Source organism: Actinophytocola sp., from assembly GCF_036402745.1.
GTDB lineage: Bacteria > Actinomycetota > Actinomycetes > Mycobacteriales > Pseudonocardiaceae > Actinophytocola.
The window spans coordinates 1-17900 of sequence record NZ_DASWSJ010000183.1 but is presented as its reverse complement, the minus strand read 5'-3'; the positions used below and the strand labels follow the sequence as shown (position 1 = coordinate 17900).

At 71.9% G+C, this 17900-nt stretch carries 17 protein-coding genes and 1 pseudogene; 11 read left to right on the top strand and 7 right to left on the bottom strand.

The features are described 5' to 3' along the window. Nucleotides 1-228 precede the first annotated feature (228 nt). The 4 genes from VGD70_RS17960 to VGD70_RS17945 form a co-directional block, all read right to left on the bottom strand. Nucleotides 229-1437, bottom strand: coding sequence for an acyl-CoA dehydrogenase family protein (locus VGD70_RS17960; RefSeq protein ID WP_331082689.1), 1209 nt, complete (start codon nt 1435-1437; stop codon nt 229-231). Further along, nucleotides 1434-2729 (bottom strand): acyl-CoA dehydrogenase family protein, encoded by a 1296-nt coding sequence (locus VGD70_RS17955; RefSeq protein WP_331082695.1) that lies wholly within the window; start codon nt 2727-2729, stop codon nt 1434-1436. The genes VGD70_RS17960 and VGD70_RS17955 overlap by 4 nt, the downstream gene beginning before the upstream one ends. Before the next feature lie 137 nt (nt 2730-2866). Next, the gene (locus VGD70_RS17950; RefSeq protein ID WP_331082687.1) at nt 2867-4267 is read right to left on the bottom strand and encodes an amidase; all 1401 of its coding nucleotides are present in this window, start codon (nt 4265-4267) and stop codon (nt 2867-2869) included. After that, complete coding sequence (locus tag VGD70_RS17945; protein WP_331082685.1) at nt 4264-5256, bottom strand: D-2-hydroxyacid dehydrogenase; 993 nt, start codon at nt 5254-5256, stop codon at nt 4264-4266. Before VGD70_RS17945 ends, VGD70_RS17950 begins: the two co-directional genes overlap by 4 nt. A gap of 163 nt (nt 5257-5419) precedes the next feature. Here VGD70_RS17945 and VGD70_RS17940 point away from each other — a divergent pair, with 163 nt between their 5' ends. From VGD70_RS17940 to VGD70_RS17925, 4 genes are all read left to right on the top strand, one after another. Then, entirely contained in the window at nt 5420-5914 is a 495-nt protein-coding gene (locus VGD70_RS17940; protein ID WP_331082684.1) for a DUF3830 family protein, read from the top strand. An 11-nt stretch (nt 5915-5925) separates the two neighbouring features. Continuing rightward, nucleotides 5926-6696 (top strand): Asp/Glu racemase, encoded by a 771-nt coding sequence (locus VGD70_RS17935; RefSeq protein WP_331082682.1) that lies wholly within the window; start codon nt 5926-5928, stop codon nt 6694-6696. A 21-nt stretch (nt 6697-6717) separates the two neighbouring features. Further along, the gene (locus VGD70_RS17930; protein ID WP_331082680.1) at nt 6718-7440 is read left to right on the top strand and encodes a maleate cis-trans isomerase; all 723 of its coding nucleotides are present in this window, start codon (nt 6718-6720) and stop codon (nt 7438-7440) included. Between the two features lie 167 nt (nt 7441-7607). Next, nucleotides 7608-8282 (top strand): GntR family transcriptional regulator, encoded by a 675-nt coding sequence (locus VGD70_RS17925; RefSeq protein ID WP_331082678.1) that lies wholly within the window; start codon nt 7608-7610, stop codon nt 8280-8282. Nucleotides 8283-8460: 178 nt separating this feature from the next. Here the strand turns inward: VGD70_RS17925 and VGD70_RS17920 are convergent, their stop codons facing one another. Then, on the bottom strand, nt 8461-9165 hold the full coding sequence (locus VGD70_RS17920; RefSeq protein ID WP_331082693.1) for a GAF and ANTAR domain-containing protein: 705 nt from the start codon (nt 9163-9165) through the stop codon (nt 8461-8463). A 308-nt stretch (nt 9166-9473) separates the two neighbouring features. Between VGD70_RS17920 and shbA the strand changes: the two genes are divergently transcribed. Then, nucleotides 9474-10205, top strand: coding sequence for an RNA polymerase sigma factor ShbA (gene shbA / locus VGD70_RS17915; protein ID WP_414637991.1), 732 nt, complete (start codon nt 9474-9476; stop codon nt 10203-10205). Here shbA and VGD70_RS17910 read toward each other — a convergent pair. Both VGD70_RS17910 and kstR read right to left on the bottom strand, forming a co-directional pair. Further along, nucleotides 10202-10813 (bottom strand): class I SAM-dependent DNA methyltransferase, encoded by a 612-nt coding sequence (locus VGD70_RS17910; RefSeq protein WP_331082676.1) that lies wholly within the window; start codon nt 10811-10813, stop codon nt 10202-10204. The two genes, shbA and VGD70_RS17910, sit on opposite strands and share 4 nt — an antisense overlap. A gap of 60 nt (nt 10814-10873) precedes the next feature. Then, entirely contained in the window at nt 10874-11509 is a 636-nt protein-coding gene (gene kstR, locus VGD70_RS17905) for a cholesterol catabolism transcriptional regulator KstR (RefSeq protein ID WP_331082674.1), read from the bottom strand. Nucleotides 11510-11665: 156 nt separating this feature from the next. On the opposite strand from kstR, the gene VGD70_RS17900 reads away from it, so the two are divergent. From VGD70_RS17900 to VGD70_RS17875, 6 genes and pseudogenes are all read left to right on the top strand, one after another. Further along, nucleotides 11666-13855, top strand: coding sequence for an acyl-CoA dehydrogenase (locus VGD70_RS17900; protein ID WP_331082672.1), 2190 nt, complete (start codon nt 11666-11668; stop codon nt 13853-13855). Continuing rightward, entirely contained in the window at nt 13855-14853 is a 999-nt protein-coding gene (locus tag VGD70_RS17895) for an acyl-CoA dehydrogenase family protein (protein ID WP_331082670.1), read from the top strand. The genes VGD70_RS17900 and VGD70_RS17895 overlap by 1 nt, the downstream gene beginning before the upstream one ends. 3 nt (nt 14854-14856) lie before the next feature. Beyond that, on the top strand, nt 14857-16005 hold the full coding sequence (locus VGD70_RS17890; RefSeq protein ID WP_331082668.1) for an acyl-CoA dehydrogenase family protein: 1149 nt from the start codon (nt 14857-14859) through the stop codon (nt 16003-16005). Further along, entirely contained in the window at nt 16002-16904 is a 903-nt protein-coding gene (locus VGD70_RS17885) for a bifunctional MaoC family dehydratase N-terminal/OB-fold nucleic acid binding domain-containing protein (RefSeq protein WP_331082666.1), read from the top strand. Before VGD70_RS17890 ends, VGD70_RS17885 begins: the two co-directional genes overlap by 4 nt. Further along, nucleotides 16901-17299, top strand: a complete 399-nt coding sequence (locus VGD70_RS17880) for a MaoC family dehydratase (RefSeq protein WP_331082664.1) — start codon at nt 16901-16903, stop codon at nt 17297-17299. Before VGD70_RS17885 ends, VGD70_RS17880 begins: the two co-directional genes overlap by 4 nt. Further along, a pseudogene (locus VGD70_RS17875) lies at nt 17296-17900 on the top strand (lipid-transfer protein); the annotation flags it as partial. The gene VGD70_RS17880 and the pseudogene VGD70_RS17875, both read left to right, overlap by 4 nt.

Genomic DNA, 17900 nt, shown 5'->3' with positions numbered 1-17900 from the left:
TTGGCCACGCTGATCCGGGGTTCATGCTTCGGACCTACACGCACCTCGTCCCGTCCAGCCACGAGCGGGCGCGGGTCGCGGTCGACGGCGTGTTCGGGCGGTCTGATGCGACAGACGGCCTGGAGGCGGCCTGATCTTGAGAACCGGCCAGATGAAGATCACTCAGGAAGCGGCGGACCGGCCATCAAGTCCGATATGGACAGTGGTGGCGGGGTCCGTTTTGGCAGGTCACTTGAGCTGGGCGCTGGTCTTTCCGAGCAGGCGGCGGGCGATGATCAGCTGCTGGATCTGCTGTGTCCCCTCGAAGATGTCCATGATCTTCGCGTCGCGGGACCACTTCTCCAGCAGCTCGTGCTCCGTGTAGCCGATGCTCCCGCACAGCTCCACGCAGCGCAGGGTGATCGACGTCGCGCTGCGGCCCGCCTTCGCCTTCGCGTAGGAGGCTTGCAGGGAGTTCGGCTTGCCGTTGTCGGCCATCCACGCTGCCTGGAGGGTCAACAGGTACGCCGACTCGTAGTCGGCCTCCATCTCCAGGAAGGCGGCCGCCGCGGCGGGCTGGGACAGGGACGGGCGGTCGTAGTCGATCTCGACCCCCGCGGCGGACAGCAGGCGGCGGGTCTCCTCCAGCGCGGCCCGGGCGATGCCCACGGCCATCGCGGCCACCAGGGGGCGGGTGTTGTCGAACGTCTGCATCACGCCGGCAAAGCCCTGCTCAGGCTTGATCTCCGGGCTGCCCAGCAGGTTCGACGCCGGCACCCGGCAGTTGTCGAGCCGGAAATGCGCCGTGTCGGAGGCGCGGATGCCCAGCTTGTGCTCCAGCCGCACCAGCTCGAAGCCCGGCGTGTCCCTGTCGACCACAAAGGACTTGATCGCGGCCTTTCCCTTGCTGCGGTCCAACGTGGCCCAGACGACGACGCAGTCGGCCCGCTCGCCGGAGGTCACGAAGATCTTCTCCCCGTTGAGCACGTAGAAATCCCCGTCGCGGACGGCGGTCGTGCGGATGGCACCCGAGTCCGAGCCGGTGTCCGGCTCGGTGATCGCCATCGCGGCCCACTTTCCCTTGTACCGGGCCAGCTGCGACTCGTCCGCGACCGACGCGATCGCCGCGTTCCCGAGGCCCTGCCGCGGCATCGACAGCAGCAGACCCGCGTCACCCCAGCACATCTCCATCGTGCCCAGCGCGAGGGACATGTTGCCGCCGTTCACGACCTCACCCCGCGGCCGCTTCGACGACGACCGGCGCACGCCACCGGTACCGGCCCCGCCGCCGGAGGCCGAGAGCCCGTCCAGCAGCGCCGCGAGCGTGTCGAGCTCCTTGGGGTACGTGTGCTCGGCCTGGTCGTACTTCCGCGAGTTCGGCCGCAGGAACGCCACCGCCGCCTGCCGGGCCTGGTCGACCAGCGTCGTGAACTTGCGGGGAACCTCGAGGTTGATCACACCAGCACCGCGCCTTCCATCAGCCCGACCGCCCGCAGGTCCCGGTACCACCGCTCCACCGGGTGCTCCTTGACGAACCCGTGCCCGCCGAGCAGCTGCACGCCGTCGCTGCCGATCGCCATTCCCTTGTCCGCACACAGCTTCCGGGCCAGTGCGACCTCGCGTGCGAACGGCTTCCCCTGCTCTGCCCGGGAAGCCGCGCGGTAGGTCACCAGCCGCATCCCGTCCAGCTCCGTGCCGATGTCCGCGACCTTGAACGCCACACCCTGTCGGTGCGACACCGGCTCGCCGAACGCCACCCGGTCGTTCACGTACCCCGTCACGTACTCCAGCACCGCCGCGCCGGTCCCGACCGCCAGCGCGCACCAGCCCAGCCGGGCCAGCCGCACGCAGTCCGCGTACACCGCCGGGTCCGCGCCGCCGAGCAGGGCCGAGGACGGCACCGACACCTGCGACAGCACCAGCCGGCCGGTGGCGGCGGCCCGCAGGCCCATCGCCGGCTCGGACTCGACGGTGAGCCCGGCCGACGAGGACTCCACGATGAACAGGGCCGGCCCGCGCCCGTCCAGCTCGGCCGCCACGACGAACAGCTCGGCGGCCGAAGCCCGCGGCACGAGCGACTTCACGCCCTCGAGCACGAACCCGCCGGCGGTCCGATATGCCTTGGTGTGCAAGGAGAACGGGTCGAACAGCGGCCGCGGCTCCTGCACCGCCAGCGCCGCCGCCGGCACGTCGTCGCCGACGAACGCCGGCAGGTACGTCGCCTGCTGGGTCTCCTCGCCCCACCGCACCAGCGCGTTGGACACCGCCGCCGGCGCCAGGCACGCGAGCGCCAGACCCAGGTCGCCGTGCGCGAGGGCCTCGGCGACCAGGACATTGGTCACCGTCGAGCGCTCGGTGGCCAGGCCGCCGAGCTCCTCGGGCACCCCGACCAGCGTGAGGCCGAGCGACGCGGCCGTGCCGAGCAGCTCCGGCGGCGTCTCGCACTTGTCGTCGGCCACCGCGGCGGCCGGGCGCAGCTGCTCGGCGGCGAACTCGCGGACCGTGTCCGCGATCAGCTGCTGCTCCTCGGTGGGCGTCAGGTCGAACACGCCGCGGTCGCCCGCCGCCGGCAGCCGCTCGGGCCTGCCGAGCTTGCGCGCCGCGACGAACGTCCGGTTCGCCGCGCCGATCGTGCTGAACCCGGCCTTCGTCGCCTGATAGACCGCGCGGTCCACCGGCGCCTTGATGCCAAGGCGTTCCACGACCCGGGCCCCGGCCAGCCGGTTCAGCACCGACATCGCGGTCCCGATCGCGGTGCGCTTGTGCGGCCTGGCGCCAGGACCTTCGCTGGGCGACACCCCGAACCACCCCTACCTACTCGGGAGTAAAGTAACGGTACCTACTGTAGAGTAGGGTAGCGCAGGGCGCTGGTCGGGTGTGGTCGCGGTCACCCGAGGGCGGGGCGTTTTCCTTGCCACGGACGGGCTTCCTCGAACGCCTTGCACGCGGTGAGCACGCGGGCGTCGGCGTGCTTGGGCCCCACCACCTGCAGGCCCACCGGCAGTCCGGCCGAGGTGAACCCGCACGGCAGGCTCGCCGCCGGCTGCTGGGTCATGTTGAACGGGTAGGTGAACGGCGTCCAGCTGGTCCACCGCGCCGCGTCCGACCCGCTCGGCACCTCGACCCCGGCGTCGAACGCGGCGATCGGCATCGTCGGGGTCAGCAGCAGGTCGAAGTGCTCGTGGAACTCGCCCATGATCCGCCCCAGGTCCGCGCGCACACCCGTGGCGGCGACGTAGTCCAGGGCGGACCGGGTGGCGCCCTCCTCGCAGATCTCCAGCAGCCCCGGGTCGAGTCGCGCGCGCTGCGCGGGCGACAAGGCCACGATGGACGCCGCCGCGCCGGCGAACCACAGCACGTGGAACGCCTCCACCGGGTCGTCGATCGCCGGGTCGACCACCTCCACCCGCGCGCCGAGGTCGGTGAAGACCTTGGCGGCCGTGGCGACCAGCGCGGCCACCTCCGGATCGACCCGGGCGAAGCCGAGCGTGGGGCTGAACGCGATGCGCATGCCGGCCACCCCCGCGTCGAGGGTCGCCGACACCGGCTCCTGGCGCGGCCCGGCCGTCCAGTCGCGACTGTCCGGACCGGACAGCACGTCCAGCGCGAGCGCGCTGTCGGCCACCGTCCAGGACAGCGGGCCGACGTGCGCGAGCGTGCCGTAGGGACTCGCCGGGAAGAGCGGCACGACGCCGTAGGTGGGCTTGATGCCGAACACGCCGCTGAACGCCGCGGGGATGCGGACCGAGCCGCCGCCGTCGGTGCCGATCGAGATCGGGCTCGTGCCGGTGGCGACCGCGGCGGCCGCGCCGCCGCTCGACCCGCCGGCGGTTTTCTTGACATCCCAAGGGTTTCGGGTGATGCCGGTGAGCGGGCTGTCGGTCACGCCCTTCCAGCCGAGCTCCGGCGTGGTCGTCTTGCCGACCAGCACCGCGTTGTTCTCGCGCAGCCGGGCCACCGCCGGCGCGTCGACGTCCCACGCCTGCCGCGGGTCGACGGTGTGCGAGCCGCGCAGCGTCGGCCAGCCGCGGCTGAGCAGGATGTCCTTGATGGACACCGGCACGCCGTCGAGCAGGCCGCGCTGCTCGCCGCGGCGCCAGCGCTCCTCGGCCGCGGCCGCGTCGGCCAGCGTCCGGTCCGGGTCGACGAGGCAGTAGGCGTTCACCGCGTCGTTGACCGCGGCGATGCGGTCCAGCGCGTCCCGGGCGACCTCGACGGGGGACAGGCTGCCCGCGCGGTAGGCGGCGAGCAGCTCGATCGCGGACAGCTCGGCAGGGCCAGTCGTCACGATGTTCCTTCCCGGACGTACCCGTGTCGCTTGTCCACGACGTTGCGCAGCGGCCGGCCGTCCAGATACCTGGTCAGGTTGTCGAGGAACAGTGCTACCAGTTCCGCCCGCCACCCCACCACGTCCCCGGACATGTGCGGCGAGACGATCACGTTGGGCAGCACCCACAAAGCGGACGTGTCGGGCAGTGGCTCGTTGGCGAACACGTCCAGCGCGGCGCCGGCGATGTCCCCGGCGACCAGCGCCTCGATCAGGGCGTCCTGGTCCACGAGCGGCCCGCGGCCGACGTTGATCAACCGGGCGGTCGGCTTCATCCTGGCCAGCGCGGCCCTGTCGATCATGCCCCGGGTCGCCTCGGTGAGCGGCGCGGCCAGCACGACGTAGTCGGCCTCGGCCAGCCCCTCGTGCAGCCGCTCCATCGGCAGCACCGAGCCGAGGTCCGGGTCGGACTCGCGGGCCCGCCGGCCGACGCCGGTGACCGTCATGCCGGCCGCGGCCAGCTTGCGGCCGATCGCCCGGCCGATCGGGCCGGTGCCCGCGACGAGCGCGCGCCTGCCGCCGAGCCGCTCGGTCTCCCGGTGCCGCCAGCGCCGCTCGTGCTGCAGGCGCACCGTCGTCGGCAGGTCCTTGGCCAGGGCGAGCGCGAGGGCGAGGACGTACTCGGCCATCGGCTCGTCGAAGACCCCGCGCGAGTTGGTCACGACGACCTCTCCGGCGATCACCTCCTCGCACAGCACGTGGTTCACCCCTGCGCTGCCGGCGTGTACCCAGCGCAACGACTCCGCCGCAGGCCAGGCCGTCGCGAGGGCGTGCGAGCGGAAGTCCCAGACGAACAGCACGTCGGCCCCCGGCAGCGCGCTGGCCAGGTCGTTCTCGGTGACGAAGCGGACCTCGGCGAGGTCGTCCAGCGCCTCCGTGCCCGGGGGTTTGCCGGTATCACCCGAATGCGAGTGCAGGACGACAACAGTCGCGGAGCGTGGCGAGGTCATGGATCAATGCTCCCCTCAACGAGTGGTCCGTGCGCGGGGAGCTGTGAGGGATTGACACGCTAAGAGCCGCTCGTATGATTGTCAACAATCGGCGCGGTCGCTGCAGCCCGCGGGAGAGCACGACCAGAACTACAGGTGCTGCATTTGACCGTTGGGATTGCTGATGTCGAGGTTCATGACGATCTCTTTGGAGCGCCGCGGCGTCTCCTGCGTCGCCCAGCTGCTGGACAAGGACGCACCACGAACCTGTGAGGCCGTGTGGCAGTCGCTGCCCCACGGCGGTCCCGCCCACCACGCCAAGTACGCCCGCAACGAGGTGTACACGATGGTCGAGCGGTTCGTGGACGCGCCGATCGGGCTGGAGAACCCGACCGTCACCCCGATCCCCGGCGACGTGGTGTTCTTCGACTTCCACGGCGGCATGCTCGACCGGGGCTTCAAGGAGGAGAAGGGTCTCGAGGCCCTGCCCGGCGTGATCGACCTGGCCATCTTCTACGGCCGCAACAACATCCTGCTCAACGGCGATGTCGGCTGGGTGCCCGGCAACGTCTACGCCACCATCGTCGAGGGCCTGCCGGCCATGGCGGAGGCGTGCAACGACGTGTGGCGATCCGGCAGCGTCGGCGAACGGCTGGTGTACCAGCGACTCGACGACTGACGGCGGCCGGCATGTTGTATTCCAGAGACAGGGCCGTGGAGATCATCGGCCCGGAGCTCGTCACCCAGCGCGGGGTCGGCGTGGTCGCGCCGTTCGACTTCGCCCTCGATCGTGAGCTGTGGCGCTGGGCGCCCGATGACATCTCCCTCTACCTCACCAGGCTCCCGTTCGTCCCGGTGCCGGTGACCGTCGAGATGGCCATCGAGCTCAGCGACCCCGAACGGGTCCGCCGGGCCACGGCCGACGTGCTCGCGCCGGAGCCGCTCGTGGTCACCTACGCGTGCGCGTCGGGCAGCTTCGTCGGCGGCATGGCCGGCGAGCAGGCGCTGACCGGCAGCATGCTCGCCGCCGGCGCGCCGTCGGCCACCACCACCTCGGGCGGGCTCATCGCCGCGCTGAACGCGCTGGGGCTGCGGCGGATCGCGGTGGTCACGCCCTACATCGACAGCGTCACCGAGCGGCTGCTCTCCTTCCTCGCCGAGCACCGCGTGGAGGTCGTCTCGAGCGTCGGGCTGGGGCTGCTCGACCACATCTGGAAGGTCGGTTACGCCGAGACCGTCCAGGCGGTCACCGCCGTGGACGTGGCGGAGGCCGACGGGCTGTTCATCAGCTGTACCAACGTGCCCACCTACGACATCATCGGCCCGCTCGAGCGCTGGCTCGGCAAGCCGGTGCTGACCGCCAACCAGGTCACCATGTGGTCCGCACTGCGCCAGATCGGCTCGCCGATGATGGCGGCCGGGCAGTGGTTGTCGGAGATCAGCGAGACACATGCCGCCTGAGCGCTAGGATTGTCAACAATCATGAGTCATACCGTCGGTTTCCTGTACCCGGGCTACAGCGCGGAGGACGACTACCCGACCATGGAGCGGCTGCTGGTCGCTGCCGGCCGGCCGGTGCGCCTGCCCGTGGTCCACACCCTGATGCGCGAGGACGCGCACCGGGTCGACGCGCTGCTCGACATCGGCGGCGCGGACGTGCTCGGCGACGGCGCCCGCTCGCTGCGCTCGCTCGGCGTCGACGCGGCCGTGTGGGCGTGCACCAGCGGCAGCTTCGTGTTCGGTTGGGACGGTGCGGCGGCCCAAGTGGACGGTGTGCGCACGGCGGCGGACGTGCCGGCGTCGAGTACGTCCTTCGCCTTCGTCAACGCGGTCCGGCACCTCGGCCTGTCCCGGGTGGCGGTGGCCGCGACGTACCCGCAGGACGTGGCGGAGCGGTTCGCCGGGTTCTTGGACGCGGCCTCCGTGGACGTGGTGTCGTTGTCCTGCAAGGGAATCGTCACCGCGGCGGAGGTGGGCACGCTCGGCCGCGAGGACGTGCTGGACTTCGTCGCCGCCAACGACCACGCCGACGCCGAGGCGGTGCTGGTGCCCGACACCGCGCTGCACACGGTGGCCTGGCTGGACGATCTCGAGCAGCGGCTGGGCAAGCCGGTGCTGACCGCGAACCAGGTGAGTGTCTGGGAGGGGCTCCGGTTGATCGGCGACACCGCGCCACGACCTGGGCTGGGCGCCTTGTTCGCTTGAATGGGAGAGGGCTGGGGTCATGAGTGAGCGTGCGAGCGAATCAGTGATACAGGGCGACCGCGAGCGGCGGCATCGAGCCTGTGAGGGGGAGTCATGAGCGAGCTTGCGAGCGAATCAGTGTCACAGGGTGTCCGCGAGCGGCTCGACCGAGCCTGCGAGGGGGAGTCGTGAGTGAGCTCGGCGAGTTGGAACCGGTGGCCAGGCAGTCGACCGCGGAGATCATCGCTGAGCAGCTGCGCTCCGCGATCATGTACGGCGTGTTCGCGCCCGGCACCCAGCTCGGTGAGGCGGAGCTCGCGGCGCGGTTCGAGGTCAGCCGCGGGCCGCTGCGTGAGGCGATGCAGCGGCTGGTGCAGGAGGGGCTGCTGCGCGGGGAGCGGCACCGCGGGTTGTTCGTCATCGACCTGGACGCCAAGGACGTGCGCGACATCTACCTGGCCCGGCTCGCGATCGAGCGGATGGCCTGCGAGCTGATCATGCAGGGCAACCGCGGCGAGGCGGTCGTGCGGCTGGCGGAGGCGTTGGACAACCTGGTGACCGCCGCCGGGTCCGCCGACCGCAACGCGATGAGCGACGCCGACCAGGCGTTCCACCTGGCGCTGGTGAGCTGCTCGGGGAACTCGCGGCTGGAGCGGATGGCGCAGACCCTGCTCGTGGAGACCCGGATGTGCCTCGCCGCGCTGCAGGAGCACTACCCGCAGCCGCACGACCTGGTGGCCGAGCACCGCATCCTGGTGAACGCCATCTCCGACGGCGACGAGGAGCTGCTGCTCCGCCTGATCGAGTCCCACATGCGCGAGTCGATCGACCGCCTGAAGCCCCCGCCGAGTAGCTCGGCTTGATCGGTTACCACTCGGGTGGACGGGTCCGAGGGGGTTCGGTGGTTGCGGAGCGGTATTTCTGAGCGTGTTCGCGCGCCGGATCTCGGGCAGGGTCCCCCGTGGGGGTTAGCCCGACCGAGGCGCGCTGCTCGATTCGTTATAGATGGCGTCGCGTGGACGGGGCGCCCGAAATGTCCGGTCAGGGTTTGAGCAGGCCGGTGTCGAACGAGCCGTCCACGACCGACGCCGCGAGCTCCGTCATCCGGAGGTTGTTGCTCCGCGCGTAGCGCCGCAGCGCGTTGAACGCCGCGTCCATGCTCAGCCCCAGCCGCTCACCGGTGACGCCCTTCGCCTGCTCGATCGCCACCCGGCTCGTCAGCGCGTGTTGCAGCTGCGACGACACCGCCCCCTGCCGGCGCAGCGCGTCGACCTGCAACAACCCGATGGTCGTCAGGTCCGCCACGGCCTGGCCGACCTTGCCGGTGAGCTTGTCCAGCTCCTCGGGAACCTCGCTGAGGATCGCCAGCGCGCCGATCACCGTGGAGCGCCTGCGCATCGGCAGCGCGTGCGCGCCGGCGAAACCGATCGCCAGAGCCCCCGCGGTGAACTCCGGCCAGCGCAGCGACGTCCTGGTGAGATCCGCCGCGATCACCGGCTCGCCGCTTCGCGCACAGTCGGGTCCGGGGCCTTTCTCCAGCCGCGCCAGCGTCCTCGTGGGGTCGTCCGACGCACCCACCACGCGGGCCCTGCCACCATGGTTCACCAGCAACAACGCCGCCGCCGGCACGTCGAGAATTCGTACGCACCGGTCCGCCAGCATGTCCAGGAACGCGTCGAGGTCGAACTCGTCGACGAGGGCGTCGGCGAGTTCCACCAGGGTTTCGGCCAGCTCTTCCACTGGCATGCCGGTCACGGGATAAGAGTACGGCCGGCACTATCAGTTATGGGCGGCGAATGGTCCGTTTGGAAGTATCCGGCGAAAAACGAAGCCGTCGCGTGACAACCTCGCGAGCAATTTGCAAATATGGCCCGGCCTGCGCATACAACTGACTCCGGTAACGCCGCGAACCAGCCCGGCTGGGTCCGCGCGCCGGTGTCGATCATCGCCGACCAGCCGAACGAGACCGCGCAGTATGCTTTGGGCCCGCAACGCTCGCTGTCGGACACGATGCGTGAGCGGGTCGATAGCCGACCAGGGACTCCGCTATTCGGATGAGCGCCCGCCGCCTCCCGAGAGTAGTCGTGGGCCGAGGTGCTCGCGGATGCGACCGCACAATCTTCACAGGGCCTTTGGACTCTGTTGCCGATCCGGGCGAATTCACGAGTATCACTCACATGCAGGTCATCTCGTCCGATGCTACGGAAATCTTCGCGAGACTGAAGAGCGGAGCGTTCCATCAGCTCGTCATCTCCTCCATGGCTGGCGAGCGGGACGCCATCGCCACCCTCTTCGCATGGATCCGCCCGGCGATTGTTCGTTACTGCCGGTCACGGATCGGTCGCAGCGGCTCGGCCTACTCCTCGGCCGACGATGTCGCCCAGGAGATCTGCGTCGCCGTGCTCGGCGCGCTGACACGCTACAGCGACGAGCCCGAGTCGTTCCTCCCCTTCGTGTACGGCATCGCCGCGCACAAGGTGGCCGACCACTACCGCCGCGCCGGCCGCGACCGGTCCGACCCGGCCGCCGACGTGCCCGACGGCATCGACGTGAGCGCGAGCCCCGAGCAGCAGATGATGGCCGCCGACCTGCGCGAACGCCTGGCCGAGCTGCTGAACACGCTGCCCCCGCGGCAGCGCGAGATCCTGCGCCTGCGGCTGATCGTGGGCCTGTCCGCCCAGGAGACCGCGACCACCGTCGGCCTCACGCCGACCGCGGTCCGGGTCACCCAGCACCGCGCGCTCGCGAAGCTGCGTGCCGCCCTCTCGCCCGCCGAGTGGGTCTAGACGGCCCGCGCCCGTAGGTAGATCTGCACCTCGAGCCGGTTCGGCTCGGCCTCCGCGGCGACCTCGCGCAGCTCGACGATCTCGAAGCCGGCGTCGGCGAGCACCTGGCGCAGCTCGTCCGGCGGGTAGGCGCACACCTGGGTCGGCACGCCGAGGAAGCTGATCTGGAACTGGTCGAAGTCACCCAGGACCATCGCGATCTGCAGCAGCTTGGGTCCGCGCAGCCTCGCGTGCAGCGCGCGGAGCAGCGGCGGGATGTCCGCCTTGGGCAGCATGATCAGCGAGAAGAACGCCACCGCCGCGTCGAACTCGCCGAGGTCGGAGAGGTCGCGCAGGTCGCGGTGCAGGTACGTGGCGCCGGGCGCCTGCTGCTGGGCGAGGTCCAGCATCACCGCGGACTCGTCGGTGCCGACGACCTCGACGCCGGCGTCGAGCAGCTGCTTGGCGGTGGGCAGCCCACTGCCGCAGCCGAGGTCGAGCACCCGGGCCGGCCGGTCGAGCTGGTCGATCAGCCACGCGCCCTCGGCCAGCTGCGCGTCACGCTCGACAAAGGACTCGTCGTACCGTCTGCCGATCTGGTCGAACGCCGCCGACTGTTCGCTAGCCACCAGCTCAGCATGCCGTGCCGAACGGTGCTCGTCCACCGCCGTCCGGCCGTCCTCAGTGCACTAACTGGACGCGCCGCGCTGCTGCACCAGCAGCCGCACGGTGAGCTCCAGCCGCTCCGCCACGTCGCTCGCGGACGCGCGCCGGGTGACCCAGGCGACGAGGTTGGACAGCCAGACGTCGCCGATGACCCGGGCGATCGCCCGGTCCTCCTCGGTGGGGTCGCCCTCGTGCAGCGCCCGGGTGAACATCCGGTCCATGAGCTTGCCGACGGTGTCCACCTCGGACGACGCCGACGCGTCGGCGAACATGAACGCGCGGGTCATCGCCTCGGTGAGGTTGGGGTCGCGCTGCATGGCGCGGGTGATCCGGCCCAGCACGAAAAGCAGCCGGTCGTAGGCGGTGTCGCCGGGGATGGCGGCGCGCTCGGAGCGCTCCTGCCCACGCTCGAGCTCGCGGGCGAGGCCGGAGACCAGCAGGTGGATCTTGGACGGGAAGTACCGGTAGAGCGTGCCGAGCGCGACGTCGGCCTTCTCGGCGACGGCCCGCATCTGCACGGCCTCGAAGCCACCCTTGGACGCCAGCGCGATGGTGGCGTCGAGGATGCGCTTGCGCCGGTCGCGTTGCGCCGCCGAGCCCAGCTCGTCGTCGGTGAGGACGTTCAGCGCGTTCGCCCCCGAGGTGCGCGGTCTTGCCATCGGTACGGTTCCCCTAGTCGAAACGTGTTCCAGCCTGATCGTCGCCAGCTTACCCAACGGCTCGGCCGAATATGCCCTGGACAGGTTAATACCGTGTTGGATCTGGATCACAGCGGATCCGTCGCAAAAACTGGAACACGTTCTATAATGGTGGTCGTGTCGATCGCGATCACCGAGGTGCAGCTCGCCATCCAGGACTCCGTTCGGGACGTGTCGAAGCGGACGGGCGTGCTGGCCACGGTGCGCGGGATGGAGCCAGGATCCGCCGGGTCCGGCGGCTGGCGCACGCACTGGCCGGACCTGGCCACGCTCGGCCTGTTCGCCATCGCGCTGCCCGAACGGCTCGGCGGCGTCGGCGGCACGCTGGTCGACCAGGCCGCCGCGATCGAGCAGGCCGCCGAGGACCTGGTGCCCGGCCCGGTCCTGCCGACCGTGCTGACCGCGCTGCTGGCGATGAGCACGGCCGAGCCGCTGGCCCGCCGCCTCGCCGACGGCACCGCCACCGCGGGCGTCGCGCTCTCGCCCGGCACGGTGAGCGTCGAGCCCGGCGGTCGAGGCAAGGGCAATGGCAACGGTGACGGCGACGGCGGGATCGTCGTGTCCGGCACGACCGACGTGGTGCTCGGCGCGCACGAGGACGCGCACCTGCTGCTGCCGGCGCGGGCCGAGGGCGGCCGCACGGTGTGGTTCGTGCTGGCGCCCGGGGCCGACGTGTCCACAGTGGACCCATTGGACTTCTCCCGGCCGCTCGGCCGGGCCACGCTCGACCGGGTCCGGGTGCCGCCCGACCGGGTGCTCACCGGGCTCACGACCGCCGACGTCACCTCGCTCGCCGCCACCCTCTTCGCGGCCGAGGGCGCCGGTGTCGCGCGGTGGTGCCTGCGCACGGCCGTCGAGCACGCGAAGGTGCGTGCGCAGTTCGGCCGGCCGATCGGGTCGTTCCAGGCGGTCAAGCACCTGTGCGCGGAGATGCTGTGCCGGGCCGAGCAGGCCGGCGCGCTCGCCTGGGACGCCGCCCGCGACCCGGCCTCGCTGTCCGCGCCGGCGGCGGCCGCGGTCGCGCTGGACGCGGCGGTGGCCAACGCGAAGGACTGCATCCAGGTACTCGGCGGCATCGGCTTCACCTGGGAGCACGACGCCCACCTCTACCTGCGCCGGGCGGTCGCCTCCCGGCAGCTCGCCGGCGGGGGCGCGCGCTGGCGGCGGCAGGTGGCCGACCTCGCGCTGGCGGGCGCCCGCCGCTCGCTCACCGTCGACACCGCCGCCGATGATGCGACGGTCCGGCGGGACGCCCGGAAGTTCGCGATGTCGCTGGCCTCCGCGCCGGCGCAGGCGCGGCGGGAGCGGCTCGCCGAGTCCGGCTACCTGATGCCGCACTGGCCGCGGCCGTACGGGCGCGCCGCTTCGGCCCGCGAGCAGGTGGTGATCGACGAGGAGCTGGACCGGGCCGGGATCCGCCGGCCGGACCTGGTGATCGGCGCCTGGGCGGTGCCGACGATCCTCCGGCACGGCACGCTCGAGCAGCAGGAACGTTTCGTGCTGGCGACGTTGCGTGGCTCGCTGCGGTGGTGCCAGCTGTTCTCCGAGCCCGGCGCCGGGTCCGACCTCGCCGCGCTGCGCACCAGGGCGGTCCGGGTGGCCGGCGGCTGGCGGCTGGACGGGCAGAAGGTGTGGACGTCCGAGGCGGTCGGCGCGGACTGGGCGATCTGCCTGGCCCGCACCGACCCCGACGTCCCGAAGCACGCCGGGATCACCTACTTCCTGGTCGACATGCGGGCCGCGGGGATCACGCTGCGCCCGCTGCGCGAGATCACCGGCGAGGCGAGGTTCAACGAGGTGTTCCTCGACGGCGTGCTCGTGCCGGAGGACTGCGTGGTCGGCGAGGTGAACGGCGGCTGGCGGCTCGCCCGGACCACGCTCGCCAGCGAGCGGGTCGCGATCGGCGCCGGCTCCTCGCTCGGCGAGGGGGTCGAGCGGCTGCTCGCGCTGGCCGCCGACCGCGGGCTCGCCGAGGACGACGGGGTCCGCGAACGGCTGGGGGCGCTGGTGGCCCAGGGGCTGTCCGTGTCGCTCGTGGACCACCGGGAGACGCTGCGCCAGCTCGGCGGCCGCGACCCCGGGCCCGGCTCGAGCGTGTGCAAGCTCGTCGGGGTCCGCCAGCGCCAGGACGTCGCCGAGGCCGCCGTCGAGCTGCTCGGGCCGGCCGGCGCCGCGGTGGAGGCGGACTCCGGGCCCGTGCTGCACGAGTTCCTGCTGACCAGGTGCCTGAGCATCGCCGGCGGCACGACGCAGGTGCTGCTGAACCTCGTCGGCGAGCGGATCCTCGGCCTGCCAAGGGAGAAGTGATGGACTTCGGGCTCGACGACACCCAGCAGGCGATCGCCCGGCTGGCCCGCGACACGCTGGCCCGGGAGTCCGATGTGGACGCCGCGTGGAAGGCGTTGGGGCAGGCCGGGTTGCTGTCGCTGGCGATCCCCGAGCGGCTCGACGGCGACGGGCTCGGCGTGCTCGAGGTGGCCGTGCTGCTCGCCGAGGTGGGCCGGGCCGCGGCGGCGCTGCCCGCGCTGAGCACGCTCGCGCTGGGCGTGCTGCCGGTGCTCCGGTGCGGCACGGCCGGGCAGCAGGACGAGCTGCTGCCGCCGGTCGCGTCCGGGGAGCGGCTGCTGACGGCCGCGCTGCGCGGGTCGGTGTCCACCTCGGGGGACACGCTGTCCGGCAAGGCGGTCGGGGTCGGGTACGCCGCGCAGGCCCACCGGATCCTCGTGCCGGCCGGGGACCGGGTGTTCCTCGTGGACCCGACGGCCGGCGGGGTGGCGCTGACCAGGACCGAGTCGTCGAGCGGGGCGCCGGAGTACACGGTCGTGCTGGACCGGGTGGCGGCGGAGGCGCTGGGCGAGGCCGGTGCCGCGGCCGAGCTGCACCGGCTCGCGGTGGCCGGCGCGTGCGCGTACGGCGACGGGCTCGTGGCCGGCGCGCTCGACCTCACCGCGGCGCACGTGCGGACCCGCGAGCAGTTCGGCAAGCCGCTGGCCACGTTCCAGGCGGTGGCCCAGCAGATCGCCGACGTCTACATCTCCGCGCGCACGCTGCACCTGGCCGCGTGGTCGGCGTGCTGGCGGCTCGGCGCCGGGCTGGCCAGTGGCGAGGATCTCGACGTCGCCGCGTACTGGCTCGCCGAGGAGGCGCTGCCGGCCCTGCACACCTGCCACCACCTGCACGGCGGGCTCGGCGTGGACGCCAGCTACCCGCTGCACCGGTACTACTCGGCCGTCAAGGACCTGGTCCGGCACGTCGGCGGCGTGGAGCACCGGCTGGGCCGGCTCGGCGCGCGGATCGCGGGGTAGCGCATGGACATCGAGCTCACCTCCGGCCAGCTGGCGCTACGCGACGACCTGCGGTCCTATTTCGACGATCTTCTGTCCACATCGGAGCGCAGGGCGATGCTCACCGAGCGGCACGGCGAGACCTACCGCGCCGTCGTGCGCCGGATGGGCCGGGACGGCCGGCTCGGCGTCGGCTGGCCGGTCGAGTACGGCGGCCACGGGTTCGGCCCGGTCGAGCAGCAGATCTTCGTCAGCGAGGCGGCGCGGGCCGACGTGCCGCTGCCGTACGTGACGCTGCAGACGGTCGGGCCCACGCTGCAGGCGTTCGGCACCGACGCGCAGAAGGCGTTCTTCCTGCCGAAGATCCTGGCCGGCGAGCTCCACTTCGCGATCGGCTACACCGAGCCCGAGGCCGGCACCGACCTGGCGGCGCTGCGCACGAGCGCGGTCCGCACCGGCGACGGCTACGTGGTCAACGGGCAGAAGATCTTCACGACCGGTGCGCACGACGCCGACTACGTGTGGCTCGCCTGCCGCACCAACCCGGCCGCGCCGCGGCACAAGGGCATCTCGATCCTCGTCGTCGACACCCGCGACCCCGGGTTCTCCTGGACACCGATCATCACTTGCGACGGCGCGCACCACGTGAACGCGACGTACTACGAGGACGTCCGGGTGCCGCTGGACAGGGTGGTGGGCAAGGAGAACGCGGGCTGGCGGCTGATCACCACCCAGCTCAACCACGAGCGGGTGATGCTCGGCCCGGCCGGCCGGGTGGCCGCGCTCTACCAGCGGGTCCACGACTGGGCCGCCGCCCATGAGCTGCTCGACGCCCCCGACGTGCGGCGGGCGCTGGCCCGGACGTTCGCGTCGCTGCGGATCAACGAGCTGCTGAACTGGCAGGTCGCGGCGGCCGGGTCGGCGGTGTCGATCGCGGACGCGTCGGCGACGAAGGTGTTCTCCTCCGACCGTCTCCAGTGGATCGGCCGCGAGCTCGAGTCGGTCGTCGGCGCGCACGGTGACCCGGCCGACCCGGCCACCGCGGACCTGTTGCGCTGGCTGGACGTGCAGGCGAAGCGCAACCTGGTGCTGACCTTCGGCGGCGGGGTGAACGAGATCCAGCGCGAGCTGATCGCCGTGGCCGGCCTGGACCTGCCGAGGGTGCCGCGATGACCGGCATCGAGGACGCCGCGCGTGCGGTGGCCGCGCGGGGGGAGTCCTCCCGGCGGGCCGGCCGGGATCCGGTGAACCTGCCGATGATCCGCAACTGGGTCGAGGCGATCGGCGACGCCAACCCGGTCTACGCCGAGCCGTCGTCTGTCCACGGTGGACCGGTGGCGCCGCCCGCGATGGCCCAGGTATGGACCATGTACGGCTTGCGCGGCGCCCGCCCCGCCGACGATCCACTGTGGGCGATGGTGTCCGTGCTGGACGAGGCCGGCTACCCGTCGGTGGTCGCGACGAACTGCGACCAGACCTATCACCGTTATCTGCGTCCCGGTGAGACGGTCGAGGTCGCGTCCCGGCTGGAGAGCGTGGTCGGTCCGAAGAGGACGGCGCTGGGCGAGGGTTGGTTCGTCACCACCAGGAGCGTCTGGTACGTCGGCGACGAGCCGGTGGTGGAGATGCTGTTCCGCATCCTGAAGTTCCGCCCCGCGGCGGCGCCGCCGGCACCCGCGCCGGACCTCATCCGGCCGACGATCAACCGAGACACCAGGTTCTTCTGGGACGGCACCGCCGCCGGCGAACTGCGGATCCAGCGGTGTGGTGGGTGCGGTTCCCTGCGGCATCCGCCGGGGCCGATGTGCCCGTCCTGCGGGGAGACGAAGCCGGAGTTCGTGGTGGCCGCCGGGCGGGGCGAGGTCTACAGCTACGTCGTGCACCACCACCCGCCGGTGCCGGGGCGTGTGCTGCCGTTCGTGGTGGCGCTGGTGGAGCTGGAGGAAGGGGTGCGGATGCTCGCGGAGCTGGTGGACGTGCCGCCGGAGGACGTGCGGGTCGGGCTGGCGGTGTCGGCCGGGTTCGTGCGCGTGGACGATGAGCTGACCATGCCGGTGTGGAGGCCGCGATGATCGGTGTCGGGGCGACCCTGCCGCCGCTGGTGATCGACGTGACCCCGACCTTCGTGGTCAGCACGGCGCTCGCGACGCGCGACTTCCAGGACGTGCACCATGACCGGGACCTGGCCCAGGCACGCGGGTCGAAGGACATCTTCGTCAACATTCTGACCGACACCGGCCTGGTGCAACGGTTCGTCACCGACTGGGCGGGCCCGTCGGCGCTGATCAGGCGGATCTCGATCCGGCTCGGCGTGCCGTGCTACGCGTACGAGACGCTGACGTTCACCGGCCACGTGGCGTCCACGGTGGAGGAAGATGGTGAGACGCGGTACGTGATCGAGGTGGTGGGCCGCAACAGCCTGGGCGACCATCTCACCGGGACAGTGCGGTTGGCGATGGCGTCGTGAACATCTCGGGCACAGCGGCCGTCGTCGGCATAGGCGCCACCGAGTTCTCGAAGGACTCCGGCCGCAGCGAGCTCCAGCTCGCCGCCGAATGCTCCCGCGACGCCCTGGCGGACGCGGGCCTGTCACCGTCTGATGTAGACGGAATGGTGACGTTCTCGATGGACGCGAGCGCGGAGATCGCGGTGGCGCGGGAGCTGGGGGTGCCGTCGCTGCGGTTCTTCAGCCGCATCCCGCACGGCGGCGGCGCGGCGTGCGCGACGGTTCAGCAGGCGGTCCTCGCGGTGGCGAGCGGGGTGGCGTCGGTGGTGTTGTGCTACCGGGCGTTCAACGAGCGGTCGGGCAGCCGCTTCGGCCGGGTGCAGGCGGCGGCGGCCCAGCAGCCCACGTCCGCGGGGATCGACAACAGCTGGCACTACCCGATGGGCCTGGGCACCCCGGCGGCGACGGTGGCGATGTTCGCGCGCCGCTACATGCACGAGTACGGCGCGACCTCGGCCGACTTCGGCCGCGTGGCGGTGACCGACCGCGCGGCGGCGGCGACGAACCCGCGGGCCTGGTTCCACGGCCGCCCCATCACGTTGGCGGACCACCAGTCCTCCCG

Excerpts from the sequence above, each read along its gene's own strand:
- VGD70_RS17945 (WP_331082685.1), bottom strand. The coding sequence starts at position 5,256 with ATGACCTCGCCACGCTCCGCGACTGTTGTCGTCCTGCACTCGCATTCG.
- VGD70_RS17940 (WP_331082684.1), top strand. The coding sequence starts at position 5,420 with ATGTCGAGGTTCATGACGATCTCTTTGGAGCGCCGCGGCGTCTCCTGC.
- VGD70_RS17935 (WP_331082682.1), top strand. The coding sequence starts at position 5,926 with ATGTTGTATTCCAGAGACAGGGCCGTGGAGATCATCGGCCCGGAGCTC.
- VGD70_RS17930 (WP_331082680.1), top strand. The coding sequence starts at position 6,718 with ATGAGTCATACCGTCGGTTTCCTGTACCCGGGCTACAGCGCGGAGGAC.
- VGD70_RS17920 (WP_331082693.1), bottom strand. The coding sequence starts at position 9,165 with ATGCCAGTGGAAGAGCTGGCCGAAACCCTGGTGGAACTCGCCGACGCC.
- shbA (WP_414637991.1), top strand. The coding sequence starts at position 9,474 with ATGAGCGCCCGCCGCCTCCCGAGAGTAGTCGTGGGCCGAGGTGCTCGC.
- kstR (WP_331082674.1), bottom strand. The coding sequence starts at position 11,509 with ATGGCAAGACCGCGCACCTCGGGGGCGAACGCGCTGAACGTCCTCACC.
- VGD70_RS17895 (WP_331082670.1), top strand. The coding sequence starts at position 13,855 with ATGGACTTCGGGCTCGACGACACCCAGCAGGCGATCGCCCGGCTGGCC.
- VGD70_RS17890 (WP_331082668.1), top strand. The coding sequence starts at position 14,857 with ATGGACATCGAGCTCACCTCCGGCCAGCTGGCGCTACGCGACGACCTG.
- VGD70_RS17885 (WP_331082666.1), top strand. The coding sequence starts at position 16,002 with ATGACCGGCATCGAGGACGCCGCGCGTGCGGTGGCCGCGCGGGGGGAG.
- VGD70_RS17880 (WP_331082664.1), top strand. The coding sequence starts at position 16,901 with ATGATCGGTGTCGGGGCGACCCTGCCGCCGCTGGTGATCGACGTGACC.